This window comes from Roseobacter sp. GAI101 (assembly GCF_000156335.1).
In the GTDB taxonomy this organism is placed as follows: Bacteria; Pseudomonadota; Alphaproteobacteria; order Rhodobacterales; family Rhodobacteraceae; genus Sulfitobacter.
The window spans coordinates 1,391,852-1,416,357 of record NZ_DS999213.1 but is presented as its reverse complement, the minus strand read 5'-3'; the positions used below and the strand labels follow the sequence as shown (position 1 = coordinate 1,416,357).

The window sequence follows — 24,506 nt, the reverse complement described above, 5'->3', positions numbered from 1 at the left end:
ATAGCGCGAAAGGGCGCAAGCGAAAATTGCGAGAAAAGCAAAAAAGTTTTAGGCAGGTGCGGCATCTTCAAGCCGAAGTTGTACAGACTGCCGCCCGCGCCAGCTGTTGATGTCCAACCGACCGGCCAAATGAAAGCGCGCGCCGCCGTGATTCTCCAGCGCAGGACCCATTGGCCCGTCAAAGGCACCAAATGCGATGGCATCCAGCTTTGTGCCGCTGCCGTCGCCGAAGCTGATCTTGAGATGGCTTTCGCCAACGCGGTTCGCATAGCGAATCTGCATGTCAGCAAAAGCGTAGCGCGGGGCAGGGGCACCGGCACCAAAGGGGCCCGCCTGTTCGATCTGTTCGGCCAGTTCAACCGTGGCGGCGGCTGGCATCAGCATCCCGTCAAGGCGCAGATCAGCAGCCCCGCCCAGATGCGCGCCCTGTTTGGCCAGCAACTCGGACAGCCGTGCCATCGCGGCCTCCAGCTTGTCCTCGGCTACGGTAAGGCCCGCTGCCATCTTGTGCCCGCCGCCCTTGATCAGAAGCCCTTCGGCCGCCAGACGCTGGATCGGCGCGCCCAGATCAATGCCTGATACGGATCGCCCCGATCCCTTGCCGATTCCATCCTCAAAACCGATCACGATGGACGGGCGATTCGACGCTTCTTTCAACCGCGAGGCCACAATCCCGACGACCCCGGGATGCCATCCGTCACCCGATGCCCAAACCAAGGGCGCATCAAAGCCGCGCACTTCGGCCTGATCCAGGGCTGCTGCGCGCACAGCGGCCTCTACATCGCGCCGCTCGGTGTTCAGCGTGTCGAGCCGCTCGGCAAGTGCGGCGGCTTCGTGCGGGTCGCTGCAGGCCAGCAGGCGCGCGCCCAGATCGGCCTGGCCAATCCGCCCGCCCGCATTGATGCGGGGGCCCAACAGGAAACCAAGGTGATAGGACGAAGGCGCGGTATCCATCCGTGCGGCATCGGCCAAAGCGGCAAGACCCAACCGGTCGCGCCGCGCCATGACCCGTAGGCCCTGGCGCACAAAGGCACGGTTCACGCCAATCAAGGGGGCGACATCGGCGACCGTGGCCAAAGCCACCAAATCCAGCAGCGCCATCAGGTCAGGGCCCTTGGCCCCAGCCTCGCGCAATTGCCGCCCGGCCTCGACCAGCATCAAGAACACCACGCCCGCCGCACAAAGATGCGCCAGCGCACCGTCTTCGTCCTGACGGTTGGGGTTCACCACGGCATGGGCGTCGGGCAAGGTTTCCGCCCCCAGATGGTGGTCCAGTACGATCACTTCCGCGCCGACGGCCGCGGCAATCGGGCCATGGGACAAGGTCCCGCAATCGACGCAGACGATCAGATCATGCTTGGCCGCCAAGGCGGCCATCGCCTCGTCATTTGGGCCATAGCCTTCGTCGATCCGGTCAGGCACATACAAGGTCGCGGAACAGCCCATGTCGCGCAACCACACCAGCAGCAACGCGGCAGAGCTGCCCCCGTCAACGTCGTAATCGGCAAAAACGGCAATACGCTGCCGCGCCTTTACGGCTGCCAGGAACCGTGTCGCCGCCTTTTCCATATCGCGCAAAGATCGGGGGTCGGGCAGCAGGTCCCGCAAGGACGGGGCGAGAAACCCCTCGGCTTCGGCTGGACCAACGCCGCGCCGCGCCAAAACCTGACACAGCGCGGGGGGCAGGCTGGTCTGCTGCCCCAAAACTTCGCTTGCCCGCTCCACCTCGACACCGGGGCCGACCCAACGCCGCCCGGTCAAGGACGCATCAACACCTAAAAAGCTCATGCGTCCCTCGCTTCCAAATGGTCTAAAATCCTCGCCGAAGGCATCTGGCCTCTCACCGGAAACGCCGCTCGGCGGTTCCGGTCAGGCCAGAGGCCAAGTGGTCCCTACAGATCCTCAATGCGCAAAGCGACAGGATCGCTTGCCAACACGCCTGTGCCCGACATCGCCGCCAAGGCTTCGTCCAGCGCCTTGCGGCTGGTCTTGTGGGTCACGATCAGCACGGGCGCGTGATCCGACCGGTGCTCGGTCTGGCGCATCCTGTTGATGCTGATGCCGGCCTCGCCCAGAACCGTGGCGATCTTGGCCAGTGCGCCGGGTTTGTCCAGCAGTCCGATGCGCAGGTAAAACGCTGCCGGCGCTTGCGACATGGCTGACGTCGCCGCAGTCAGGGTGCTGGCCTTTTGGCCGAACACTGGTCCATGCCATCCGCGCGCAATGTCACAGATGTCCGACAAAACAGCGCTGGCCGTCGGGCCTTCGCCCGCACCGGGGCCGCGCAGGACGATCTGCCCCACGGCATCGCCTTCCAGCACGATCATGTTCGTCCCCCCCGCCAATTGTCCAAGCGGAGAGCGATCAGGCACGAGGCAGGGCTGCATGCGCTGCTCAAGCCCGCGCCCGGTCATCTGCGCCACGCCCAAGAGCTTGATCTTGTAGCCCATGTCAGCCGCGGCCTTGATGTCCTCGATGCTGACGCGCTCGATGCCCTCGATCTCGATCCCGGCGAAATCGACCTGCGTGCCAAAGGCGATCGACGACAGGATCGCCAGTTTATGCGCCGCATCAATACCGCCCACATCCAGGGCAGGGTCGGCCTCGAGATAGCCAAGCCCGTCGGCCTCGGCGAAGACGTCTGCATAGGGCAGCCCCGCGTCTTCCATCCGCGTCAGGATATAATTGCACGATCCGTTCATCACACCCATCACGCGGGTGATCTCGTTGCCGGCCAGCCCTTCGGTCAGCGTCTTGATGACGGGAATGCCCCCAGCGACGGCGGCCTCGTAGCGGATCAGGCACCCTGCTGCTTCGGCCTGTTCGGCCAGGGCCTGCCCGTGCATCGCCAGCATGGCCTTGTTCGCCGTGACCACGTCCTTGCCCGATGCAAGGGCGGCTTCGGTGGCGTCCTTGGCGGGGCCTTCGTCCCCCCCCATCAATTCGACAAACACATCGATATCGTCGCGTTTGGCCAGCGCCACTGGATCGTCTTCCCACGCGTAATCGGACAGGTTGACCCCCCGATCCTTGTCCCGGCTGCGCGCCGAGACGGCTGAAATCGTGACGGCCCGCCCCGTGCGCGCCTCGATCAAGGCGGCTTGCTTGCGCAAGATGCGCACAACGCCCACACCGACGGTGCCCAATCCGGCAATCCCAAGACGAAGCGGCTGTGACATGGTGTATTCCTTTGTGATACCGCGCGGGCGCGCATGATTTCTTTGCGACGCGATGTAGCGGATGCGCTGCCTGCGTGCAACGCGGCATAGCGACAAAACCTTAGCGCAAGCCTTGTGCGAGGCGTTGTTTTTCGGGGCCTGACAGGACAGCGCCGCGCAAACGGGCAGCGCGCGCTTGCAGATTGGCAACCCGCCCCGCCAATGCCGCCTCGGTCTGTCGCGTGTCCACCTGGCCGGCACGGGCAGCGGCCAAAAGCGGATCGACCGGCACAAGGGCAGGGTATTCAGCAGCCAGCAATTCGGGCGTCGCACGGCTGTCGAGCGCGGGAAACTGCGTGCAGGCTGCGGGCAGCAGCAAGGCAAGGGCGCAAAGGCCATAGATCGGGCGCATCATCATGGGCCCAGTCATGCACCAGCGGCGGTTTTCGCGCAAGCGGGGGTTTGCTTTTGAACAGGTGTTCAATTAGCGTTGCTTTCATGGCGCGCACAACTGGATCACACTCTGACATTACCGGCCCCAAGGTTCGCACAGCGGCGTTGCGGCTGTTTGCGCAACATGGCTATGCGGCCGTGTCCATGCGGGCCATCGCCACCGAAGTCGGGGTGCAGGCCGGTGCGCTTTATAACTACACGCCCGACAAACAGACCCTGCTGTTCAACCTGATGCGGGACCATATGGAAGAATTGCTGGCGGCGTCCCAAGACGATGCCGCTGCCGACCCGTTGGACGAGTTGCGTGATTTCGTCTACTTTCACATCCGCTTTCATGCCGACCGACCCGACGAGGTCTTCATCTCTTATATGGAACTGCGCAATCTCACCCCGGAGAACTTTACCGCCGTCGAAGCCTTGCGCAGGCAGTACGAGAACCGGTTGGAGGGCATCTTGCGGCGCGGGGCGCAGTCAGGCGCGTTTTCGATTGCAGACACCAAAATCGCGACGCTTGCGGTGATTGCCATGCTAACGGGGGTCAACACCTGGTTTCGCAGCGGCGGGCGGCTGTCTTTGGATCAGGTGATCGCGCAATATTGGGATATGGTGCGCAAATCCGTGGTCGTGGGGTAAGACCGTCTGGCCTTACCCCGTTGGTCTTTTAGTGCGCGGCCTTGATGAAGGTACCATTGTTGAGGTCCTTCATCGCCTGACGCAGTTCGGCCTGCGTGTTCATCACGATCGGTCCGTGCCATGCGACGGGTTCGTCAATCGGCGCGCCGGAAATCAGCAGGAAACGCACGCCCTCGGGTCCGGCTTGCAAGGTTACCTCGTCGCCCGTGCCAAAGCGGATCAACGTGCGGTCGCCGCTAAGGTCGCGAATGTTGAGCTCTTCGCCCGCCACTTCCTTTTCCAGCAACACACCTGACGGTTTCGACGCATCCGCAAAGGCGGCTGCCCCTTGGAACACATAGGCAAAGGCGCGGCGGTAGGTGTCGATCTTGAAGGTTTTCTTGACGCCAGCCGGCACGGTGATGTCCAGATATTGCGGATCGGCGGCGATGCCGTCCACCGGGCCGGTCTTGCCCCAGAAATTGCCGGTGATCACCTTGACCATGGTACCATCGTCATCCGTGATCACCGGAATATCCTTGGCGGTCACATCCTGGTACCGCGGTGCCGTCATCTTTTGCGCGGCGGGCAAATTTCCCCACAGTTGAAAGCCGTGCATCTGGCCGCGCGCATTCCCGTGAGGCATCTCCTGATGCAAAATGCCCGACCCTGCGGTCATCCACTGCACATCGCCAGCCCCCAGCGTGCCGACATTGCCCAGCGAATCCCCGTGATCCACGGTGCCTTCGAGGACGTAGGTGATCGTTTCGATGCCGCGATGCGGATGCCAGGGAAAACCTTTTTCGAAATCCTGCGGCCGTTCGTTGCGGAAATCGTCAAACAGCAGGAACGGGTCCAGCTCGGACGGGTCCTGAAAGCCGAAAGCGCGGTGCAATTTTACGCCGGCACCTTCCAGGGTTGGTATGGCGGCGCGGGTCTCAAGCGTGGGTCTAAGGGACATGATCGCTCTCCTTTTGATGCGTTACGGCAAAAAATAGGGCTGCACCGGCACCCGCGCAAGGATGCGTTAAGACACGAAACCCGTGCATATCCGCACCTTTGCGCGCCATCGCGGCAAGGGGTCGCAAACAGACGCGACCCTGCGCGGGCGGGGCGGTTCATTTGTATCAACGCGAAGGGGAGAAGCGCAATGAAAGTTGGATTTATCGGTTTGGGGAATGTGGGGGGCAAGTTGTCGGGCAGCCTGCTGCGCAATGGCATCGACCTTTCGGTGCACGATCTGAATGCGGATTTCGTTGCCGCCAAGGTCGCGATGGGGGCCAAGGACGGCAAGTCGCCCGCCGATCTGATGCAGAACTGTGATGTTGTCATCACCTGCTTGCCCAGCCCTGCGGCATCGGCGGCGGTGCTGGACAAGATGATGCCCCATGTCGGCCGCGGCAAGATCTGGATGGAGATGTCGACCACCGATGCTGCCGAGGTGGAGCGCCTTGGCCGTACGGTGATCGATGCGGGCGGTGCGGCTGTCGATTGCCCGGTGTCGGGCGGGTGTCACCGTGCGGATACCGGCAACATCAGCATCTTCGCGGGCTGCGATCGTACCAGCTTTGACCGCATCCTGCCGCTGCTGACCATCATGGGTCGGCGGGTCTTGCATACAGGCGATCTGGGGTCAGCGTCGGTGTTGAAGGTAATGACCAACTATCTGGCCACGGTGAACCTGATCTCGGTCTGCGAGGCGATGACCGTGATGAAAGCCGCAGGCATGGATCTGGCCACGACATTCCAGGCGATATCGATGTCGTCTGGCACGTCCTTCGTCCACGAAACCGAAAGCCAGTTGATCCTGTCCGGGTCGCGGGATGTGAATTTCACCATGGATCTGGTACAAAAGGATATCGGGCTTTTTCAAAAGCTTGCGGATGAATTCTTGGTTCCGTTGGAGGTATCGCCGCTTATCATAGATATCATGACGGACGGGCAGAAACGCTATGGAGAGCGGGCGCAATCCGACCGGATCATAGAGCGGCTTGAGGACGCAACGGGCCTGAAAATACTGGCAGACGGGTTTCCACAGGAATTGGTCGATGATGAGCCTGAAGAACGCGGTTACGAGGTCGCCGCGCGTTCATCTTTGTGAATTCTAACGTGTCAGAATAGGGGCGTCGCGCAAGGCGTTGCCAAAGAAGGGTTTTTCGGGATCGGCCTGAAGGGTGGCCCGTGATTTGAAGATTGAAAATGTGAAGATTTCCCGCGCCGGAAGGCAACGGCTTAACCCTCTGTTAAAGGTTAATTCACATTAATTAATTCTGATGTGCCGCATGAGGATTGTGGGCCTATCCATTTGCAAAGGTTATGTTTTCCGGGCGACGGTCGGTGCCAATACGCCCGGAAATCCGGCGCAGAACGTTAATCGAGCTGATGCTCGATTTCAGCTGTCAAAGCCCACGAACCGCGCCACAGCGTCAACGGGGCGGCGGACCGATTTGACGTCGTTCGCGGAAAAGCTTTCATCAGGCCACCCCAATGCCACGCAGGTCATGATAACCTGGTCATCCGGAATTTGCGCATGCTCGCGCACGACGGGCGACTGCATGATGCCTTGGCCGTTGATCACGGACCCCAGGCCCTTGCTCCAGGCCGCAAGAACCAGCCCATAGGTCACCGCACCCAGATCGAAATGCGCGATGGTGCCGTTGTCATCCAGTGATTTATCGAAACACACAACGACCGAGACGGGCGCATCGAACTGGCGGAACCCGCGCATCACCCAGTCCTGACGGCGTTCCTTGTCTTCGCGTTCAATCCCCATGGCCGCGAAAAGCTGTTTGGCAATGTCGACCTGCCGTTCGCGGTGCACACCCGCATAGGCCCCGTGGTCGCTGATTTCGCGGACCGGCGGTACACCTTGCAGCATGCGGGTGGAATTGCCTTCGCGGACATTTTCAAGCGGTTGGCCTGTCAGGACGTGAAAATGCCATGGCTGGGTGTTCATAGAAGATGGCGCGCGATTGGCCAGCGCAATGATCTCTTCGAGCAGTTCGCGCGACACCGGGTCTTTGGTAAATCCCCTGATGCTGCGGCGCCCCAGCATTGCCTGTTCCAGTTCCATGATGTCCCTCCCGACGTTTCCTGACAGACGTCAGCGTCTTGCAAAGGGCGGGCGGGGTCAAGCGGGGCTTTGCGCGCTGCCGCTGCGTCAGATCAGCAATTCGGCACGTTGACGGCCAAACCGCCAAGCGAGGTTTCCTTGTATTTCTCGGACATGTCGGCACCGGTCTGGCGCATGGTTTCGATGCAGGCATCCAGTGGCACAAGATGCGTGCCGTCACCGCGCAGCGCCAGCGACGCCGCCGATACCGCCTTGATCGCGCCAAGGCCGTTGCGTTCGATGCAGGGCACCTGCACCAGCCCGCGGACCGGATCGCAGGTCATGCCCAGATGGTGTTCCAGCGCGATTTCGGCTGCATTTTCGATCTGTTCCGGGGTACCCCCCAGGACGGCACACAAGCCAGCGGCTGACATGGCGGCGGCCGATCCGACCTCGGCCTGACAGCCTGCTTCGGCACCCGAGATCGAGGCGTTGAATTTCACCAGACCGCCAATCGCCGCAGCCGTCAGCAGGAAATCTTCGATATGCGCTTCGGACGCGCCAGGCACGTGATCGAGGTAATAGCGCAAGGTCGCGGGCATCACGCCTGCGGCCCCGTTGGTGGGGGCCGTGACGACCTGACCACCGGCGGCATTTTCCTCGTTCACCGCCATGGCATAGACGCTCATCCAGTCGTTGATCGTATGGGGCGCTTGCTGGTTCGTGCCACGCTCGGCCAAGAGGGCATCGTGAATGCCTTTGGCCCGGCGCTTTACATGCAGCCCGCCGGGCAGGATGCCATCGGTTTCCAGTCCGCGGTTGATGCAATCGTTCATCACCTGCCACAACCGTTTGGACCCGTCGCGCAGATGCGCCGCGCCGCCGCGCGATTCCTCGTTGGCGCGTTTCATGCCTGCGATGGTCTTGCCGGATATCTTTGCCATCTCAAGCATTTCTGTCGCGGTCTTGAAGGGGTAGGGCACGGGCGCACCTTCGTCCGTAGCCTTGCCCGCCGCCAGTTCGGCTTCGGTCATCACAAAACCTCCGCCGATGGAATAATACGTCTCGCGCAGGGTAACGTCGCCCTGGGCGTCGGTGGCCATCAGCATCATACCATTGGCGTGGCCAGCCAGCTTCACATCGTAGTCAAAGATTATGTCCGTTTCGGGGTTGAAGGTCAGCACCCCAAGATCAGACAGCGTAATCTGGCGGGTTTGCCGTATCTCGGCCAGGGTCGTTTCGGCCAGGGCATGGTCATAGTCTTGCGGCGTGAACCCGGCCAGACCCAGCACCGTCGCGCGGTCTGTGGCGTGCCCGACGCCGGTAAAGGCCAGACTGCCATGCAGCGACGCGCGCAGCCCTGCGAATTTGAACGGCGATGCGCGCATCTGGTCCAGAAACCGTGCCGCAGCCACCATCGGCCCCATGGTGTGCGAGGAAGACGGACCGATGCCGACTTTGAACATATCGAAGACAGAGAGAAACATCAGGTGGCACTTCCTTGGGGTGGGGTTGCGTAACGCGGTGCCGAAAACGGCGTGGGGCCAAGACCTTCGGCCTCTTGGGCGGCGATCGTACAAGGCAGGGTCTCAAGCGACAGGCACATTGCTTTGAGATGGGGCAGGTCGTCAAGGTCGAACCAGTCATGATCCTTTTGCACGGGATAGAGCACGCACCAGCGCAGCAATGCGGCCAGATAAAACTGGATTGCCATGTCAAAGGGCCCCTTTGCAGCCCGTTCATCAAGCGATTTCAAATGACGCGACAGGGCCGCTTGCATGGTGGATCGCAAGGCTGCCTGATGGGCCGGGTCCGCGCCTGCATATTTTTCCGGATAAAACGTCATGCGTAACGCCGGATGAACGGTATTCGATATGAAAAACAACCACTTGAGGAAATCCGCACGTTCGGGGCTGTCAGTTTCCGGTGCCAATCCGCCCTGCCGGTCCGCAAGCCAAAGCAGAATTGCCCCGGTTTCAAAGATCGCACCATCCGGGCATTCCAGCACCGGGATAAGGCCATGCGGGTTCAGTGCCAGATATGCATCCGAGGTCTGCGCCGATGTCGCCCGATCAACCAGAACGGCGCGATAGGGCTGGCCCGATGCCTCGAGCGCCAATCGGATGATAAGCGACGCGTTGTCTGGCGCATAATGAAGGATATAGGTGCTCATGCCGCTGTGTTAACCGATCGCAGGCGGGCAGTGCGATTGAAAACGACATATCCAAGTGCATTGAAGAAGACCAAGCGGGAAAACGCGCTTAGTTTGGGCGCAGCGCACCGTCTTCTACACGGATCCGATGATATAGCATGGCTGCGTTCAGCAGGCTGAATACAAGCGCGACCCAAAGCAGGCCAAGGACCATGGGCGCGACAAAGATTTCGAACACGACCAGAGTATAGTTCGGATGGGGTATAAAACGGAACGGGCCGTTGGTGACCAATGGTGTGTCAGTCACGATAATCCGTGTTGTCCATCGCGGGCCAAGTGTGCCCAGAATCCAGACGCGGAAAACCTGAAGCACGGCATAGAGTGCCAGCCAAAGCGGATGGATCTCCTCAGAGTGGCCGAACACCAGCAGGCAAAGCATCCAGGCGCTGTGCAGCGCCACCATCACCGGATAATGTCCGGCCCCGACTTCTCGTGCGCCATTGGCCATCAGGGCGGCTGTGTTACGTTTCGAGATCACAAGCTCGGCCAGTCTTTGGACGACGATAAAGCCAAGGAAAAGAAATGTTCCAAGGGTCATGATGCGACCTTTATCGGCAAAAGCGCGGCGGTGAAGCCGGGGCCAAGCGCGCAAAGTGCCAGTTGCCCCGTCTGCCCGGACTTCAGCACGCGGTCCAGAACGAACAGCGCCGTGGGGGCGGACATGTTGCCCGCCGCGCGCAAGGTGTCGCGTTCGGCGTCAAGACTGCCGTCAGGCAGGTTCATGGTGCTTTCGATCGCCCCAAGCACTTTGGCCCCGCCGGGGTGACAGACAAACCTGTCGATGTCCTTCAGCGGCAAGTTTGCACGGTCGAGCATCGCCAAAAGGGCCGCGCGAAAGTTGTCGTGCACAAAGTTGGGAATGGACCGGTCAAACACAACGCCCAACCCGTTCTCGTCCACATCCCAGCCCATGATCCCCAGCGTATCCGGCCAGATATGTTCCTGACCGTCGCCCAGGGTGACGGCCCCCGCATCCTGCGACGTGCCCGACTTCAGCACCGCCGCCGCGGCCCCGTCGCCAAACAGGACGGTCGCGATGATGTCTGCCTTTTGCAGGCGGTCCGTGCGGAACGACAGCGAACAGGCTTCGACCGCGACCATCAACACGGTCTGGTCGGGCCGTAAGGCCGCCAGCCTGCGGGCCAGCGACAGCCCCGTCACGCCGCCTGCACAGCCAAGCCCGAACAGCGGCACGCGCTGCACATCCTGCCGAAACCCCATTGCCTTGAAGGCTTGCGCTTCAAGGGTCGGTGTGGCGATACCGGTAGATGAGACGGTGACGATGACGTCAACCTCTGCCGCGCTGCAACCGGCGTCTGTCAGGGCGGCCTGTGCCGCATCAATGAACATCCGCGGGGCGGTTTCCATATAGGCCGCGCCGCGTTCCGCCCAGCCGTGGTCCTGTTCGTACCACGCAACGGGCTGCACCAGATGGCGCATATCGACGCCGGCATTCTCGAACGCCGGGGCAAGCCGTTCAAAATGTGTATAGCGGTCGCCCAGCAGGGCGCGGGCATAGTCTTGCGCCATCGCCTGCGGCAGCTTGTGCGGCGGCAAGGCTGTTCCGATCCCGGCGAGGGTCACGCAGGTGGTTTCCTGTGTGTGGGGGACGATTGGATGGGGCATCTGCAACATGTGCAATACTTTCAAAAGTACGCTTGGTATGAAGTTTAGGTAGCCCGTAGCAGGGGGGTATCCAGTCAAAAGCCGTTTTTGCGAGCCCGCCCAAGCCAGAGAACCCGATTTTGAGGGGTCGCACCCTCCGGCGGGTGCGTCTATAAGGGCGTCGATCAATCAGGAGTCGCTACCATGTCCGGAGAATTATCACCCATTGATAAGGCCAAGTTTGTCGCTGCCAAACGGGCAGCGCAATTTGTCGAAGACGGCATGCGTGTCGGACTTGGCACCGGCTCAACCGCCGCGTGGCTGGTACGCTGTCTTGGCGAAATGGTGCGCGACGACGGTCTGCGCATCAAGGGCGTGCCGACATCGACACGCACGGCGCAGCTGGCACGCGAGGTCGGGATCGAAGTCATCAGCCTGGACGAGGCGAAGTGGCTGGATCTGACCATCGACGGTGCCGATGAATTTGACGGTGAACTGAACCTGATCAAGGGCGGCGGCGGTGCCTTGTTGCAAGAAAAGATCGTGGCGACCGCCTCCGATCAAATGGTGGTGATCGCCGATATCGGCAAAGAGGTCGAAACGCTCGGGGCCTTCCCGCTGCCGATCGAAGTGATCCCCTTTGGCTGGCAGACCACGCAGGCGCTGGTCGAAGAAACGCTGATCTCGATGGATGTGCTGGGGCGCACGTCGACCCTGCGGATGAACGGTGACATTCCCTTCATCACCGACGAAGGCAATTACATCATGGATTTGCACCTGAACCGGATTGGCAATGCGCGCCAGTTGTCGCTGGTGATGAACCAGATGCCCGGCGTTGTTGAAAACGGGCTGTTCATTGATATCTGTGATGCAGTGGTAATCGGCTTCGGCGATGGCCGCGTCGAAGTGCGCGACATCAATGCGGGGACGGTTGACCGTGATAGGCTTGATTTCGTCGAGACAGACAATCTGTTCACGGACCTGAGCGACTAAATAATAGAAAGGCCCCGGCCCAATGCCCGACCAAGTAAGTGAATTCGATTTTGATCTGTTTGTCATCGGTGGCGGTTCTGGCGGGGTCCGTGCCGCGCGGGTCGCGGCAAGCGAACATGGTGCCAAGGTAGGCTTGGCCGAAGAGGACCGCTATGGCGGGACCTGCGTGATCCGCGGCTGCGTGCCCAAAAAGCTGATGGTGTTCGCATCGGGCTATTCCGGCATGGCGGAGGAAGCGCAATCCTATGGCTGGGACATCAAGCCCGGCACGTTTGACTGGCATTCTTTCCGCAAGCGACTGCACGGTGAACTGGACCGTCTTGAGGCTGTCTACCGCAAGTTGTTGTCGGGGTCCGGCGTCGAGACTTTTGACGCGCGTGCCAGGGTCAAGGACGCGCACACGGTTGAACTGTCGACCGGTGAGGTGAAGACCGCCAAGCACATCCTGATCGCAACCGGGGGCCGTCCCGTGCGCCCCGATCTTCCGAATGCCGATCTGGGAATCGTGTCCGACGATATCTTCCATCTGGAAAAGCTGCCGAAATCCATTCTGATCATCGGTGGCGGCTATATCGCCTGCGAATTCGCCTGCATCTTGCAGGGGCTTGGCGTCGAGGTGACGCAGTATTACCGCGGTGCCCAGATTCTGCGCGGTTTTGATGACGAAGCCCGTGGCCTGGTCGCTGAATCGATGCGTGAAAATGGCATCGACATCCACACCGGCACCAACATCGTCGAAATGGCACTGGAAGCCGAGCGTCACGAAGGCAGCACGCCCAGCAACTCCGATGCAGCGATGGGGGCCACCTCCGAGCAGGCGGGCGAGCTGAACCGGCATAACGCGGCGGCGCGCCAGGGCACACAGGGGCCGATCTGGGTGAAATCCACCAATGGGGGCGAAAAAGTATTCGATATGGTTCTGTTCGCAACGGGCCGGACCCCGATGACCCATGACATGGGCCTCGAAGAGGTCGGTGTGCGCCTTGGCCGGGGGGCAGAGATCGAAGTTGATGAGTACAGCCAGACCGGCGTGCCGTCGATCTATGCGATCGGTGACGTGACCAACCGCGTGAACCTGACGCCGGTGGCGATCCGCGAAGGCATGGCTTTCGTGCAGACCGTCTTTGCTGCGAACCCGACACCCGTGGATCACGATCTGATCCCCTCGGCGATCTTTACGCAGCCGGAAATGGGCACTGTGGGCCTGTCCGAAGAAGACGCGCGCGATGCAGGTCCGGTCGAAATCTACGCAACATCGTTCCGGCCCATGCAGACCGCCTTTGCCGATCAGAGCCAGCGCGTGATGATGAAACTGATTGTGTGTCAGGAAACCCGCGTTGTTTTGGGGTGCCACATCGTCGCACCAAATGCGGGCGAGCTGATCCAGTTGGTGGGGATCGCCGTCAAGGCAGGCCTGACTAAAGAGCAATTCGATGCGACCTGCGCCGTGCATCCGACCATGTCCGAAGAACTGGTCACCATGCGCACCCCGACGCGCACGGCTTGAAATCCGGGCAGCGATGCCCAAGTTTGAACAAGATAAGACCGCACAGGCGGTCGTAACAGGGAAGAGTTAATGGCTGGAAACACAGGCGGCCCTTGGGGCGGCGGAGGAAACTCAGGCGGCGGAAATTCTGGTGGTGACCAGAACAGGCCAAACGGCAACCGACCAACTGGCGGGGGCAGGGGCCCCGGTGGTGAAAAACCACAGATTCCCGAAATTGATGAATTGGTAAAAAAAGGCCAGGAACAGTTGCGCGTTCTGATGGGCGGCAAAGGTGGCAATCGTGGCACCGGCGGGTCGGGCGGCGACGGCGGTGGCAGCGGGCCGAAATTGACCCGTGGCACCATCGGCCTTGGCGCATTGGCCGCAGTCGTTGTCTGGGGCATGGCCAGCTTTTACACGGTTCGTCCCGAACAGCAGTCGATTGAACTGTTCCTGGGTAAATTCTCCAGCATCGGCACCGAAGGTTTGAACTTTGCCCCGTGGCCATTTGTGACCGCCGAAGTGTTTGACGTGACAACCAACCGCGCGGAAACCATCGGTGCCGGGCGCTCGGGTGGCGATAACGAAGGTCTGATGCTGACGACGGACGAAAACATCGTCGACATCGACTTTCAGGTGGTCTGGAACGTCAAAAACGCACGCGACTTCAAATTTTCTCTGCGTGATCCGAATGCGTCCGTACGGGCGATTTCGGAATCCGCGATGCGCGAAATCATCGCCCAGTCCGAACTGGCACCGATCCTGAACCGTGACCGTGCAACAATCGAAGCAACTGCGCGCGAGCTGATCCAGACCACGCTGGACAACCGTCAGACCGGTATCAACATCATCCGCGTCAACTTTAACAAGGTGGATCCGCCCAGACAGACCGTCACCGTGACGGATGCCCAGGGCAACACCTCGCAGGAATCGGTCATTGACGCCTTCCGCGATGTGCAGGCCGCCGAACAGGAACGCGACCGGGTCGAACGTCAGGCGGATGCCTACGCCAACCAGCGCACCGCCGAAGCGCGCGGTGAATCCGCGCGGCTTCTGGAAGCTGCCGAAGGCTATCGCGCCCGGGTGGTCAACGACGCGGTCGGTGAGGCCAGCCGCTTCGAGGCGGTCTTGCGTGAATATGCCTCGGCACCTGATGTGACGCGTAAACGCCTTTACATCGAAACGATGGAAAAGGTCCTTGGCGATGTGGACAAGATCATCCTTGAAAACAGCTCTGAGGGCGGCGGGCAGGGCGTCGTGCCTTATCTTCCCCTGAACGAGTTGCGCAATTCCAACCGAGGATCAAACTGATGCGGAAATTAAATTTCATCATTCCCGCGATCATTATCGCGATCGTCGTAGCCCTGTCGTCGATCTTTATCGTAGACGAGCGTGAAAAGGCGTTGGTGCTGCGCTTTGGCCAGATCAAACAGGTACGTGAAGACGCCGGTATCGGTTTCAAAATACCCCTGCTGGACGAAGTGGTGCGCTACGAAGACCGCATCCTGTCGCTTGAGACACCCATGATCGAAGTCACCCCGGCAGATGATCGGCGTCTAGAGGTCGATGCATTCGTTCTGTACCGCATCGCGGACGTGCGCCAGTTCCGTCAGGCGCTTGGTGCCGATGGGGGCCGTCAGGCCGAAATCCAGCTGAACGGTATCCTTGACGGTCAGATCCGTGCGGTTCTGGGTTCTCAGGGCGTGACATCGAACACGATCCTGTCGCCTGAACGGTCCGCGCTGATGGATCAGATCCGCGAACGCTCTGATGCGCGTGCGCAGGCTTTGGGTCTTGATGTGGTTGACGTGCGGTTGCGCCAGACCAACTTGCCAGAGCAGAACTTTGACGCGACCTTGCAGCGGATGATCGCGGAACGTGCCCGCGAAGCAACCGACGAACGGGCGCGTGGCCGCGAAGCTGCGCAGCGTGTGACGGCCCTTGCCGATCGTACCTACGAGGAAATCCTGTCGGAAGCCCGCCGTGATGCGCGGATTACCGAAGGTGAAGCCGACGCCGAGCGGAACAAGATCTTTGCCGAAGCCTATTCGAAAGATGCGGAGTTCTTCGAGTTCTATCGGTCGCTCAGCGCATATGAAGCCGCTTTGCAGGGTAAGAATTCGACAATGGTGATGTCGCCGGACAGCGAATTCTTCAACTACTTGCGCTCGGATCAGGGCAGCAGGTCGGCCGAAGGCGAACAGAACTGATCTTGACCAACGTCAGGACGACACGACAAAGGGCTGGCCACTGCGCCGGCCCTTTTTGCGTCTGTCGCACAAGCGAATGGCAATGGCGAGCGTTCAAATCTTTGCGAATTGGTAACGGATGTGTCAGCGCGCGTTGACATGACCGAAAGGATACACATCTTACAACTTGCAGCACCGCGCTTGCGGATGCACTCTGGTGCGCGAACCCTTGGGGCATCTGCCCCGACTATGATCAGGAGACAATGAATGCAGCCCAAGGCCGTAGCTCTGACGAAAACCAATGCAATGACGCCGCGGATCAAGCTGCTGATGATGGGACTGCTGGCGGTGGCCTTTGTGATGCTGCAAGCGGTGATGTCTTATGCAAAGCCTGAAAGCCTGGCACCCTTGGCCGAACAGATCAGCCCGTCGGTGGTGAACATCACCACCTCGACGATGGTCGAAGGGCGCACCGGCCCGCGCGGGATCGTGCCCGAAGGCTCCCCCTTCGAAGATTTTTTCGAAGAGTTTCGCGACCGCAACAACAACGGCGAAGCACCCGCACCGCGCAAATCCTCGGCGCTTGGGTCGGGTTTCGTGATTTCGGAAGACGGCTATGTCGTGACGAACAACCACGTGATCGACGGTGCGGATGAGATCACGATCGAATTCTTTTCCGGAGAAGAGCTGAAGGCGACAGTGATCGGTACCGACGCGAACACAGACATCGCGTTGCTGAAGGTCGAAGCATCCAACCCGCTTCCCTTCGTCAGCTTTGGCGACAGCAATGCAGCACGGGTCGGTGATTGGGTCATTGCGATGGGCAACCCGCTGGGGCAGGGGTTTTCGGTCAGCGCCGGGATCGTTTCCGCGCGCAACCGTGCCTTGTCCGGAACCTATGACGACTACATCCAGACCGACGCCGCAATCAACCGGGGCAATTCCGGCGGGCCGTTGTTCAACATGGATGGTGCCGTGATCGGCGTGAACACCGCGATCCTGTCGCCCAACGGCGGGTCGATCGGGATTGGCTTTTCGATGGCGTCCAATGTCGTGACGCGGGTCGTGGACCAGCTGAAGGAATTCGGTGAGACCCGCCGCGGGTGGCTGGGTGTCCGTATTCAGGACGTGACACAGGACGTGGCAGATGCCATGGGACTGGCCAAAGCGACCGGCGCGCTGGTCACCGATGTACCCGAAGGCCCCGCCAAGGAAGCGGGCCTGCTGACCGGTGATATCATCATGAGCTTTGCCGGTGTCGATGTCGAAGACACCCGCGGTCTGGTACGTCAGGTCGGCAACAGCGCCGTTGGGGCTGCCGTACGCGTGACCATCCTGCGTGACGGGAAAACCCAGACATTGAAGGTGACCCTGGGCCGTCGTGAGGACGCTGAAGCGCCCGCGCCAACCGAAGAAGAACCAGCCGAGGAAGGCACTACTGAAGGTCCGGCGACTGACTCGATGCTGGGCCTGACCCTGACGCCCCTGACCGACGATCTGCGCGCAGAACTGGGGGCGGATGCGTCGACATCGGGTCTTGCGGTGACGGCTGTGGACGAACTGTCAGAGGCTTTTGAAAAAGGCCTGCGTGTCGGGGACATCATCACCGAAGCGGGGCAGCAAAGCATCATGACCTTCGCCGACCTTGAGGACAGCGTAACGCTGGCGCGGGATGCGGGGCGTAAATCGCTTCTGCTGCTGGTACGCCGCGCAGGCGACCCCCGCTTCGTGGCGCTTGGTCTGGAAGAATAAGCCGAACTCACTTTATCCGAATGTAATCTGATCCCCGCTTGCGCATCCGCCAGGCGGGGATTTTTCGTTTCAAACGGGGTGAGGCGCAACGTGGCTTCGCGGTTGTTTCACATATCGAAAGACGTTAGGTTTTACACAGAAAAGGAACTGTGAATGCCAGACACGAGTACTCAACCCCATGAAGGCCAGCGCCTGCAAACCCTGCGGTCCCAATTCTTGGCCGAGGCGGACATCACAAACGTCCAGAACAAATCCCTGATTCACAGCCGACGCGAACAGATTTGTGATGCAGCCCTTGAATTGTTCCTTGAAAAGGGGTTCGCCGCGACCACCATCCGCGACATCTGCGCGGGGTCCGGCGTGAATCAGGCCAGCATTTACGACTATATCGCCAACAAGAATGATATCCTGCGCCGTCTGCTGAACCAGTTGTGGTTCCGCGAAGATGTTCCGACACTGCCGGTCATCCTGCTGGATCAATCCCTGTCACTTGAGGCCGCTCTTGAGGAGTATTTCCGCGAGAGCTGGGCCAAAAAGCGTCAAGGCACCTTGCTGGCCTATCGCAGCGTCCCGCATATGCAGGCGGTCGATCGCAAGGCGCTGCACATGCGCGAATTCGCTGCGATGAAGGACCTTGCCGACCAGCTGAGCCTGCGCCTTGATCTTGATGGCGATGACGCGCGGCTGGATATCATGGCGAATTTGATGGTGTTCCTGTCAGCCTTTGGCCCGATGCGCGACTGGCTTTGCCGTGATATCCCCGAAGACGTGCTGGTAAGGACCGTCGCGGCGGGGGCGGCGGCCATGGTGCGGTCACTGGTGGACTGCCCCAAGACTTAGGTCTTGCGGGCCCGGATCACCGTGTGGTGGCTGACGATCTCATATCCCAGCTCTGCTGCGACGCGGCCCATCAGTTCGGCGATTTCGGTACCTGGGATTTCGACCAGATCGCCGCTTTCCACATCCACGAGGTGATCATGATCCGTCTGCGGCATCATCTCATAGCGGGCAGGGGCGTCGTCCAGCATCAACTTGCGTACCAGCCCTGCGTTTTCCAGCACCGACATGGTGCGGTACACCGTCGCGACTGACACGGTGTCGTCCAGCGCGCGGGTCTTTTCGTACAGGTCTTCGACATTGGGGTGATCATCGGCTTCGGACAGAATCGTGATGATCGATGCGCGCTGTGGCGTCACCCGCAGCCCTGCGTCGCGCAATACCTGCTTGTAGTCGAGACCGTTCTTCAAAGCATTCACCGTTTCCTTGTTGATCTCTGTTTAAGCGGCTTTGTCCTTGTCTGCAAGTTTTTGCGACCTATTCGCATTCGCATGTTTGACATTTGCGAATTATTCGCATTAACAAGTAGCAGCCCGGTCCGGGACAGTAGGGGACACATGATGAAACGATCTTTTTTTGGTGCATTTACCGCAGCGGTGCTGATGGCGGCCCCTGCCTGGGCGGACTTCAAGGTCGTGACGACCTTTACCGTGCTGGCGGATATGGCACAGCAGGTTGCGGGCGACGCGGCCACGGTGGTGTCCATCACCAAGCCCGGTGCCGAAATTCACGGCTATGAACCCACACCGCGTGATATTGTCGGTGCGGTGGATGCTGACCTGATCTTGTGGAATGGTATGAACCTTGAACTGTGGTTCGAACAATTTCTGTCCAACCTTGGCGACATTCCTTCCGTGACCCTGACCGATGGGATCGATCCGATTTCCATCGCCGAAGGCGGATACGAGGGAATGCCGAACCCGCATGCGTGGATGGGTTTGGCAAATGCGTTGATCTATGTGGACAATATCGCCTCTGCCTTCGTGCTGCACGACCCCGAAAATGCCGCGACCTATCTGGCCAATGCCGATGCCTACAAGACCCGGATTCGCGAGACGATCACGCCGCTGCGTGAACGCATCGCCGATATTCCCGAAGACAAGCGCTGGCTTGTGACCTGCGAAGGTGCGTTCAGCTATCTGGCGCGCGATTTCGGACTGAAGGAGCTTTACCTCTGGCCGATGAACGCCGACCAGACCGGCACCCCGCAGCAGGTGCGCAAGGTCATCGACGAAGTGCGCGCCAACGACATTCCCGTGGTGTTCTGCGAAAGCACGGTGAATACGTCCCCCGCCAAACAGATTGCGCGTGAAACGGAGGCGGTCTTTGGCGGCGTACTGTATGTCGATAGCCTAAGCGCCGCCGACGGGCCGGTCCCAAGCTATCTGGACCTGTTGCGTGTCACGGCGCAGACTGTGGCAGACGGGCTGACCGAAAACCTTAAATGACTGGATACCCGCATGAAAAGCGTTGAACCGTTGCCGCAAGCCGAACATTTTGCGCCCGAAGACAGCGGGATCGCGGCGCACGACGTCACCGTCACCTATCGAAACGGGCACACGGCCCTTTATGATGCCAGCTTCGAAATTCCGCGTGGCACGATCACGGCCTTGGTCGGGGTGAACGGGGCAGGCAAGTCAACCTTGTTCAAGGCGATCATGGGTTTTGTCCCCGCTGCAGCAGGCGAGATTACATTGCTGGGCAAATCCGTCCGTGCGGCGTTGCGCGAAAATCTGGTGGCCTATGTCCCGCAATCCGAGGAAGTCGATTGGGCTTTCCCCGTGCTGGTTCAGGACGTGGTGATGATGGGTCGGTATGGCCATATGGGTTTTCTGCGCCGTCCAAAGGCAGCCGATCACGCCGCAGTGGACGAGGCGTTGCACCGCGTGAACATGACAGAATTCCGCCACCGCCAGATCGGAGAGCTTTCCGGCGGTCAGCGCAAACGCGTGTTTCTGGCGCGTGCGCTGGCACAGGACGGTCGCGTGATCCTGCTGGACGAACCCTTTACCGGCGTTGACGTCAAGACCGAGGAACAGATCATCGGTCTGCTGCGTGAACTGCGTGATGAAGGCCGCGTGATGCTGGTATCGACCCATAATCTGGGATCGGTGCCCGAATTTTGCGACCGCACCGTTCTGGTCAAGGGCACGATCCTTGCCTATGGCCCGACGGAAACCGTGTTCACCCACAAAAACCTTGAAAACGCCTTTGGCGGCGTGCTGCGCCACTTTACCCTTGGCGGCAGCGATTTGCATGACGACGATGACGGCCGCGAAGTGCGCATCATCACCGATGACGAACGCCCCTTCGTCCATTACGGCGAACGCCTTGCGCCGGACGAGGCGGATAAATGATCGACGTCCTTCTGGAACCCTTTGGCTATGGCTACATGTTCAACGCCATGTGGGTGTCGGCGATGGTCGGTGCGGTCTGCGCGTTTTTGTCCTGTTACCTGATGCTCAAGGGCTGGTCCCTGATCGGTGACGCGCTAAGCCATTCCGTCGTGCCGGGCGTCGCGGGGGCCTATATGCTGGGCCTGCCTTTTGCGCTTGGCGCGTTTCTGGCGGGCGGTCTGGCAGCGGGGGCGATGCTGTTTCTGTCGGGGCGGTCGGGGCTGAAAATCGATGTGATCATCGGGATCATCTTTACATCCTTCTTCGGGCTGGGCCTGTTCATGGTGTCGCTGTCGCCCATGTCGGTCAGTATCCAGACCATCATCATGGGCAACATTCTGGCCATCGCCCCGCAGGATATCGTGCAACTGACGATCATCGGCGTGGTGTGCATGACGGTCCTGCTGCTCAAGTGGAAAGACCTGATGGTCACGTTTTTCGACGAAAACCACGCACGCTCCATCGGGCTGAAGCCTGAGCTGTTGAAAGCGATCTTTTTCGTGCTGCTGTCCGCTGCCGTGGTGGCCGCGATGATGACGGTCGGCGCGTTCCTCGTGATCGCCATGGTGGTGACACCTGGGGCAACGGCTTACCTGCTGTGCGACCGCTTTCCGCGTCTGATCATCGTTTCGGTGCTGATCGGCACGCTGACCGGGTTTCTGGGGGCCTACGTCAGCTATTTCCTGGACGGTGCGACGGGCGGTGTCATCGTCACCTTGCAGACCACCATCTTTTTGCTGGCCTTCGTCTTTGCCCCCAAGCACGGCGTGCTCGCGGCCCGACGCAAGGCCGCTGCCGCCTTGCAGACCTTGCGCGAAGGGCAAACGCCATGATCGACACGCTGCTATTTCCGTTCCAGTTCCCCTTCATGCAGAACGCCTTTTGGATTGTGCTGCTGGTTGCGCCGCCTACGGCGCTCTTGTCGTGTTTTCTGGTGCTCAAGGGCTGGGCGCTGATGGGTGACGCTGTCAGTCACGCGGTGCTGCCCGGCGTGGTGCTGGCATGGATCACTGGCATTCCCCTGATCGTCGGGGCCTTTGCCGCCGGCATGTCCTGCGCCCTGCTGACAGGGTATCTAAGCTACAACAGCCGCATCAAGCAGGACACGGTGATGGGGGTCGTCTTCTCGGGGATGTTCGGGGTGGGGATCATCATGTACACCTCGATCACGACGAACCAGCATCTGGATCACATCCTGTTCGGCAACATGCTGGGGGTCGGCACGCAGGATTTGTGGACCGCCGGGATCATCTCGCTATTCGTCACGGGATTTCTGGTGCTGAAATGGAAAGATCTGCTGCTGCATGCCTTTGATCCGGCACAGGCACAGGCTAGCGGATTGCGCACCGGGCTGCTGCACTACGGCCTGCTGGCAGTGCTGTCGCTGACCATCGTGGCGACGCTGACGGCGACGGGGCTGATCCTTGCCGTGGCGCTGCTGGTCACGCCGGGGGCGATTGCGTTTCTGGTGGTGCGCAGCTTTGGCCCGATGCTGATCGTGTCGGTCGCGGTTTGCACCCTGTCAATGCTGGCGGGCACCTACCTGAGCTTTTTTATCGACAGCGCGCCCGCACCTACGATCGTGCTGATCCTGACGGCGGTATTCGTTCTGGCCTTCAGCAACCGGCTTTACGTCACCCGCAAGGCCGCGCGCCGCAGCGTGACGTGACGGCCTGATCCGAATTTACAGACACTGGTGATCGGCCCATTTTGAGGTTTCAGGCCTAAATATCTGCGCTAAAGACTAAATATCCCTCATTTATTGAACTTTCAGGGTCGGTACCAGTCAGAGCGAGCGCTTATGCGGCTTGTCAGAAAAATAGTTGAGACACTGTTCAGACAAAAGGTTCTGCGGCGCAAGTCCACGCTCAATGGTCGGACGATAAAATTTTCTACTCGCCAGATGCCCAGCTCAAATACCTTCAAGGGCAGAACAGTTGGGACACTGATCTTCAGGCCTTGGCCACGGATCATCTGGGCCCTGACAGCGTCGTTTGGGACATCGGCGCAAATGTCGGCGTGATGAGCTTTTCAGCGGCGCTTATGGGGGTCAGGAAAGTCTACGCATTTGAACCTGACGTCTTCTTGGCGAGCATTGTGAACCGGACGATCGCGGAAAATAATCTGGGGGCCAATTTAAGCGTCATCCCGGTCGCCTGTGGACAGGGCAGGGTTTGCGACATTCATGATCGCAGAGCGCGGGCGCGCATCGAACGCGCTGGAATCCGCAGGCGGACGCAGCCAGATGGGGGGCACCCGCCAGTCTGTGACTGTCCCCACCGTCAGCGCAGATGACATCCTCGCGTTTTCCAAGGACATCCCGACCTTTATCAAGATCGACGTGGAAGGTGCTGAATTACATGTCCTGTCTGGAATGGGGGCTGTTTTCGATGTGGCCAAACCCACCGTTTACGTCGAAGTAAGCCAACAGACAGAACCCCAAGTGCGCGATTTCTTTCAGTCGAAAGGGTATAATCCGGCCGTCTTGGGGGGCGAGGCGCAGAACCTGCTTTTCGAACACGCTTGACCGAAGGCCGGGCCATTTGAACCCGTCAGGCCATTGAACTGCCGTTAGCCTCAGGCGCGGCTTGCAGGAGTGCGCGCCGGGTTCTATTCTATCCCCGTACAATTCTGCCAATTTCGGACCACAGACACGCGGGAACGGCCGGGCATGGACAAGCCACCTTGCGGTGCGACAGACTGGCCCTGACCCCAAGCACCGCTGAATTTTAAGGAAATAGAATGACCGCTCCCACGCTGCGCAGCTATCTGATGCAAAACGCCTATGACCCCGATCTGGTTTTCCTGCTTGAAGACATCGCGACAGCGTCGCGCGCCATCGCAAGTCTGGTCCGCACCGGCGCGTTTGAAGGCAACCTTGGATCGGCCGGTCAAACCAACGTGCAGGGCGAGACGCAGAAGACGCTTGATATCATGGCCAATGACGTTTTTGAACGCGAATGCGCCAACAGTCCGCGCCTTGCCGCTTTGGTGTCCGAAGAGGTCGAAGAGGTCACGTGGTTGAAAGAACCCAAGATCGGGGATTACCTGCTGTATTTCGATCCGCTGGACGGGTCGTCCAATCTGGATGTGAACCTGTCGGTGGGGTCTATTTTCTCGGTCATGCAGGTGCAGGCCGATGGCGACCGCAACGTTCTGCATGCCGGGCGCAATCAGATCTGCGCGGGCTATGCGGTATACGGGCCGTCAACGATGCTTGTCATCACCCAAGGCGACGAGGTCGCAGGCTTTAGCTGCCAGCCTGATACTGGTGAATTCTGCCTGACGCACCCAAAAATGACCGTACCCGCCGAGACATCTGAATACGCCATCAACACCTCGCGGGCGCGCTATTGGCATGATCCGGTCAAACGTTACGTCGACGAATGTGTCGCCGGCAAGGAAGGCCCCCGAGGGCGGTCGTTCAACATGCGCTGGACCGCGTCGATGGTGGCTGACATCCACCGCATCCTGATCCGCGGCGGCGTATTCTTGTACCCAGCAGACAGCAACAATCAAAAGGCGGGCGGGAAGCTGCGTTTGATGTACGAAGCCAACCCGATGGCGATGATCATCGAAAGCGCGGGCGGCGGGGCCTCGACCGGGTTCGGCCCGATACTTGAGGTTGATCCCGAAGCACCGCACCAGCGCGTGCCGGTCATTCTTGGGTCACGCGACGAGGTCGCCTTGCTGGCGCAATACCATTCCGACGCATCGGCCACGTAAACCATCGGTTCGATGATCCAGACGCGCGGGCCCGA

Annotated in this window: 23 protein-coding genes and 1 pseudogene; 14 read left to right on the top strand and 10 right to left on the bottom strand. The window is 60.2% G+C overall.

Annotated features, from left to right (window positions below; translation table 11 throughout):
• Positions 1 to 48: 48 nt before the first annotated feature.
• The 3 genes from recJ to RGAI101_RS06615 all read right to left on the bottom strand — a co-directional run bounded on the left by recJ (position 49) and on the right by RGAI101_RS06615 (position 3,576).
• Positions 49 to 1,788, bottom strand: a complete 1,740-nt coding sequence (recJ, locus tag RGAI101_RS06625) for a single-stranded-DNA-specific exonuclease RecJ (protein ID WP_008225803.1) — start codon at positions 1,786 to 1,788, stop codon at positions 49 to 51.
• 104 nt (positions 1,789 to 1,892) lie between these two features.
• Positions 1,893 to 3,179 carry a homoserine dehydrogenase gene (locus RGAI101_RS06620; protein ID WP_037227574.1) on the bottom strand — a complete coding sequence of 429 codons (1,287 nt, stop codon included), beginning with the start codon at positions 3,177 to 3,179 and terminating at the stop codon, positions 1,893 to 1,895.
• 100 nt (positions 3,180 to 3,279) lie between these two features.
• Complete coding sequence (locus RGAI101_RS06615; protein WP_008225715.1) at positions 3,280 to 3,576, bottom strand: hypothetical protein; 297 nt, start codon at positions 3,574 to 3,576, stop codon at positions 3,280 to 3,282.
• A gap of 80 nt (positions 3,577 to 3,656) precedes the next feature.
• Between RGAI101_RS06615 and RGAI101_RS06610 the strand changes: the two genes are divergently transcribed.
• On the top strand, positions 3,657 to 4,244 hold the full coding sequence (locus tag RGAI101_RS06610; RefSeq protein WP_008226647.1) for a TetR/AcrR family transcriptional regulator: 588 nt from the start codon (positions 3,657 to 3,659) through the stop codon (positions 4,242 to 4,244).
• Positions 4,245 to 4,272: 28 nt separating this feature from the next.
• Here RGAI101_RS06610 and RGAI101_RS06605 read toward each other — a convergent pair whose 3' ends face one another.
• The gene (locus tag RGAI101_RS06605) at positions 4,273 to 5,184 is read right to left on the bottom strand and encodes a pirin family protein (RefSeq protein ID WP_008228973.1); all 912 of its coding nucleotides are present in this window, start codon (positions 5,182 to 5,184) and stop codon (positions 4,273 to 4,275) included.
• A gap of 189 nt (positions 5,185 to 5,373) precedes the next feature.
• On the opposite strand from RGAI101_RS06605, the gene RGAI101_RS06600 reads away from it, so the two are divergent.
• Positions 5,374 to 6,324, top strand: a complete 951-nt coding sequence (locus RGAI101_RS06600) for an NAD(P)-dependent oxidoreductase (RefSeq protein WP_008226163.1) — start codon at positions 5,374 to 5,376, stop codon at positions 6,322 to 6,324.
• A gap of 291 nt (positions 6,325 to 6,615) precedes the next feature.
• On the opposite strand, the gene RGAI101_RS06595 is transcribed toward RGAI101_RS06600, so the two are convergent.
• The 5 genes from RGAI101_RS06595 to RGAI101_RS06575 all read right to left on the bottom strand — a co-directional run bounded on the left by RGAI101_RS06595 (position 6,616) and on the right by RGAI101_RS06575 (position 11,122).
• A complete protein-coding gene (locus RGAI101_RS06595) occupies positions 6,616 to 7,296 on the bottom strand; it encodes a nitroreductase (protein WP_008227818.1) in 681 nt (226 codons plus the stop codon).
• Between the two features lie 92 nt (positions 7,297 to 7,388).
• Positions 7,389 to 8,762, bottom strand: a complete 1,374-nt coding sequence (locus RGAI101_RS06590) for an L-serine ammonia-lyase (RefSeq protein WP_008226663.1) — start codon at positions 8,760 to 8,762, stop codon at positions 7,389 to 7,391.
• A complete protein-coding gene (locus tag RGAI101_RS06585) occupies positions 8,762 to 9,448 on the bottom strand; it encodes a glutathione S-transferase family protein (RefSeq protein ID WP_008229074.1) in 687 nt (228 codons plus the stop codon). The genes RGAI101_RS06590 and RGAI101_RS06585 overlap by 1 nt, the downstream gene beginning before the upstream one ends.
• 88 nt (positions 9,449 to 9,536) lie before the next feature.
• Positions 9,537 to 10,025, bottom strand: a complete 489-nt coding sequence (locus RGAI101_RS06580) for an isoprenylcysteine carboxyl methyltransferase family protein (RefSeq protein ID WP_008227817.1) — start codon at positions 10,023 to 10,025, stop codon at positions 9,537 to 9,539.
• The gene (locus tag RGAI101_RS06575; protein ID WP_008226224.1) at positions 10,022 to 11,122 is read right to left on the bottom strand and encodes a type III polyketide synthase; all 1,101 of its coding nucleotides are present in this window, start codon (positions 11,120 to 11,122) and stop codon (positions 10,022 to 10,024) included. The genes RGAI101_RS06580 and RGAI101_RS06575 overlap by 4 nt, the downstream gene beginning before the upstream one ends.
• Before the next feature lie 174 nt (positions 11,123 to 11,296).
• Here RGAI101_RS06575 and rpiA point away from each other — a divergent pair, with 174 nt between their 5' ends.
• The 6 genes from rpiA (at position 11,297) to RGAI101_RS06545 (ending at position 18,352) form a co-directional block, all read left to right on the top strand.
• Positions 11,297 to 12,085, top strand: coding sequence for a ribose-5-phosphate isomerase RpiA (rpiA, locus tag RGAI101_RS06570; RefSeq protein ID WP_008226131.1), 789 nt, complete (start codon positions 11,297 to 11,299; stop codon positions 12,083 to 12,085).
• Between the two features lie 22 nt (positions 12,086 to 12,107).
• Positions 12,108 to 13,592 carry an FAD-dependent oxidoreductase gene (locus RGAI101_RS06565; RefSeq protein ID WP_008225466.1) on the top strand — a complete coding sequence of 495 codons (1,485 nt, stop codon included), beginning with the start codon at positions 12,108 to 12,110 and terminating at the stop codon, positions 13,590 to 13,592.
• Between the two features lie 69 nt (positions 13,593 to 13,661).
• Positions 13,662 to 14,882 carry an FtsH protease activity modulator HflK gene (gene hflK / locus RGAI101_RS06560; protein WP_008228674.1) on the top strand — a complete coding sequence of 407 codons (1,221 nt, stop codon included), beginning with the start codon at positions 13,662 to 13,664 and terminating at the stop codon, positions 14,880 to 14,882.
• Positions 14,882 to 15,781: a protease modulator HflC gene (gene hflC / locus RGAI101_RS06555; RefSeq protein ID WP_008225572.1), complete on the top strand. Its 900-nt coding sequence runs from the start codon at positions 14,882 to 14,884 to the stop codon at positions 15,779 to 15,781. The genes hflK and hflC overlap by 1 nt, the downstream gene beginning before the upstream one ends.
• A 246-nt stretch (positions 15,782 to 16,027) precedes the next feature.
• Positions 16,028 to 17,512 carry a Do family serine endopeptidase gene (locus tag RGAI101_RS06550; protein ID WP_008226683.1) on the top strand — a complete coding sequence of 495 codons (1,485 nt, stop codon included), beginning with the start codon at positions 16,028 to 16,030 and terminating at the stop codon, positions 17,510 to 17,512.
• Positions 17,513 to 17,665: 153 nt separating this feature from the next.
• On the top strand, positions 17,666 to 18,352 hold the full coding sequence (locus RGAI101_RS06545) for a TetR/AcrR family transcriptional regulator (RefSeq protein WP_008228544.1): 687 nt from the start codon (positions 17,666 to 17,668) through the stop codon (positions 18,350 to 18,352).
• On the opposite strand, the gene RGAI101_RS06540 is transcribed toward RGAI101_RS06545, so the two are convergent.
• The gene (locus RGAI101_RS06540; protein ID WP_008225206.1) at positions 18,349 to 18,768 is read right to left on the bottom strand and encodes a Fur family transcriptional regulator; all 420 of its coding nucleotides are present in this window, start codon (positions 18,766 to 18,768) and stop codon (positions 18,349 to 18,351) included. The genes RGAI101_RS06545 and RGAI101_RS06540 overlap by 4 nt on opposite strands.
• A 138-nt stretch (positions 18,769 to 18,906) precedes the next feature.
• Here RGAI101_RS06540 and RGAI101_RS06535 point away from each other — a divergent pair, with 138 nt between their 5' ends.
• From RGAI101_RS06535 to RGAI101_RS06510, 6 genes and pseudogenes are all read left to right on the top strand, one after another.
• Positions 18,907 to 19,797, top strand: coding sequence for a metal ABC transporter substrate-binding protein (locus RGAI101_RS06535; protein WP_008228068.1), 891 nt, complete (start codon positions 18,907 to 18,909; stop codon positions 19,795 to 19,797).
• Between the two features lie 12 nt (positions 19,798 to 19,809).
• On the top strand, positions 19,810 to 20,706 hold the full coding sequence (locus tag RGAI101_RS06530) for a manganese/iron ABC transporter ATP-binding protein (protein WP_008228235.1): 897 nt from the start codon (positions 19,810 to 19,812) through the stop codon (positions 20,704 to 20,706).
• Entirely contained in the window at positions 20,703 to 21,578 is an 876-nt protein-coding gene (locus RGAI101_RS06525; protein ID WP_008228432.1) for a metal ABC transporter permease, read from the top strand. The genes RGAI101_RS06530 and RGAI101_RS06525 overlap by 4 nt, the downstream gene beginning before the upstream one ends.
• Entirely contained in the window at positions 21,575 to 22,414 is an 840-nt protein-coding gene (locus RGAI101_RS06520) for a metal ABC transporter permease (RefSeq protein WP_008227053.1), read from the top strand. Before RGAI101_RS06525 ends, RGAI101_RS06520 begins: the two co-directional genes overlap by 4 nt.
• Positions 22,415 to 22,767: 353 nt before the next feature.
• Positions 22,768 to 23,272: pseudogene (locus RGAI101_RS06515) on the top strand (FkbM family methyltransferase).
• 215 nt (positions 23,273 to 23,487) lie between these two features.
• On the top strand, positions 23,488 to 24,471 hold the full coding sequence (locus RGAI101_RS06510) for a class 1 fructose-bisphosphatase (protein ID WP_008228876.1): 984 nt from the start codon (positions 23,488 to 23,490) through the stop codon (positions 24,469 to 24,471).
• Positions 24,472 to 24,506 lie beyond the last annotated feature (35 nt).

Bases quoted from the DNA above. Each gene is read 5' to 3' on its own strand.
- RGAI101_RS06530 (WP_008228235.1), top strand. From the start codon at position 19,810: ATGAAAAGCGTTGAACCGTTGCCGCAAGCCGAACATTTTGCGCCCGAA.
- RGAI101_RS06525 (WP_008228432.1), top strand. From the start codon at position 20,703: ATGATCGACGTCCTTCTGGAACCCTTTGGCTATGGCTACATGTTCAAC.
- RGAI101_RS06620 (WP_037227574.1), bottom strand. From the start codon at position 3,179: ATGTCACAGCCGCTTCGTCTTGGGATTGCCGGATTGGGCACCGTCGGT.
- rpiA (WP_008226131.1), top strand. From the start codon at position 11,297: ATGTCCGGAGAATTATCACCCATTGATAAGGCCAAGTTTGTCGCTGCC.
- RGAI101_RS06610 (WP_008226647.1), top strand. From the start codon at position 3,657: ATGGCGCGCACAACTGGATCACACTCTGACATTACCGGCCCCAAGGTT.
- RGAI101_RS06520 (WP_008227053.1), top strand. From the start codon at position 21,575: ATGATCGACACGCTGCTATTTCCGTTCCAGTTCCCCTTCATGCAGAAC.
- RGAI101_RS06595 (WP_008227818.1), bottom strand. From the start codon at position 7,296: ATGGAACTGGAACAGGCAATGCTGGGGCGCCGCAGCATCAGGGGATTT.
- RGAI101_RS06585 (WP_008229074.1), bottom strand. From the start codon at position 9,448: ATGAGCACCTATATCCTTCATTATGCGCCAGACAACGCGTCGCTTATC.
- RGAI101_RS06575 (WP_008226224.1), bottom strand. From the start codon at position 11,122: ATGTTGCAGATGCCCCATCCAATCGTCCCCCACACACAGGAAACCACC.
- RGAI101_RS06600 (WP_008226163.1), top strand. From the start codon at position 5,374: ATGAAAGTTGGATTTATCGGTTTGGGGAATGTGGGGGGCAAGTTGTCG.
- hflK (WP_008228674.1), top strand. From the start codon at position 13,662: ATGGCTGGAAACACAGGCGGCCCTTGGGGCGGCGGAGGAAACTCAGGC.
- RGAI101_RS06590 (WP_008226663.1), bottom strand. From the start codon at position 8,762: ATGTTTCTCTCTGTCTTCGATATGTTCAAAGTCGGCATCGGTCCGTCT.
- RGAI101_RS06565 (WP_008225466.1), top strand. From the start codon at position 12,108: ATGCCCGACCAAGTAAGTGAATTCGATTTTGATCTGTTTGTCATCGGT.
- RGAI101_RS06605 (WP_008228973.1), bottom strand. From the start codon at position 5,184: ATGTCCCTTAGACCCACGCTTGAGACCCGCGCCGCCATACCAACCCTG.
- RGAI101_RS06615 (WP_008225715.1), bottom strand. From the start codon at position 3,576: ATGATGATGCGCCCGATCTATGGCCTTTGCGCCCTTGCCTTGCTGCTG.
- RGAI101_RS06550 (WP_008226683.1), top strand. From the start codon at position 16,028: ATGCAGCCCAAGGCCGTAGCTCTGACGAAAACCAATGCAATGACGCCG.
- RGAI101_RS06580 (WP_008227817.1), bottom strand. From the start codon at position 10,025: ATGACCCTTGGAACATTTCTTTTCCTTGGCTTTATCGTCGTCCAAAGA.
- RGAI101_RS06545 (WP_008228544.1), top strand. From the start codon at position 17,666: ATGCCAGACACGAGTACTCAACCCCATGAAGGCCAGCGCCTGCAAACC.
- hflC (WP_008225572.1), top strand. From the start codon at position 14,882: ATGCGGAAATTAAATTTCATCATTCCCGCGATCATTATCGCGATCGTC.
- RGAI101_RS06535 (WP_008228068.1), top strand. From the start codon at position 18,907: ATGATGAAACGATCTTTTTTTGGTGCATTTACCGCAGCGGTGCTGATG.
- RGAI101_RS06510 (WP_008228876.1), top strand. From the start codon at position 23,488: ATGACCGCTCCCACGCTGCGCAGCTATCTGATGCAAAACGCCTATGAC.
- recJ (WP_008225803.1), bottom strand. From the start codon at position 1,788: ATGAGCTTTTTAGGTGTTGATGCGTCCTTGACCGGGCGGCGTTGGGTC.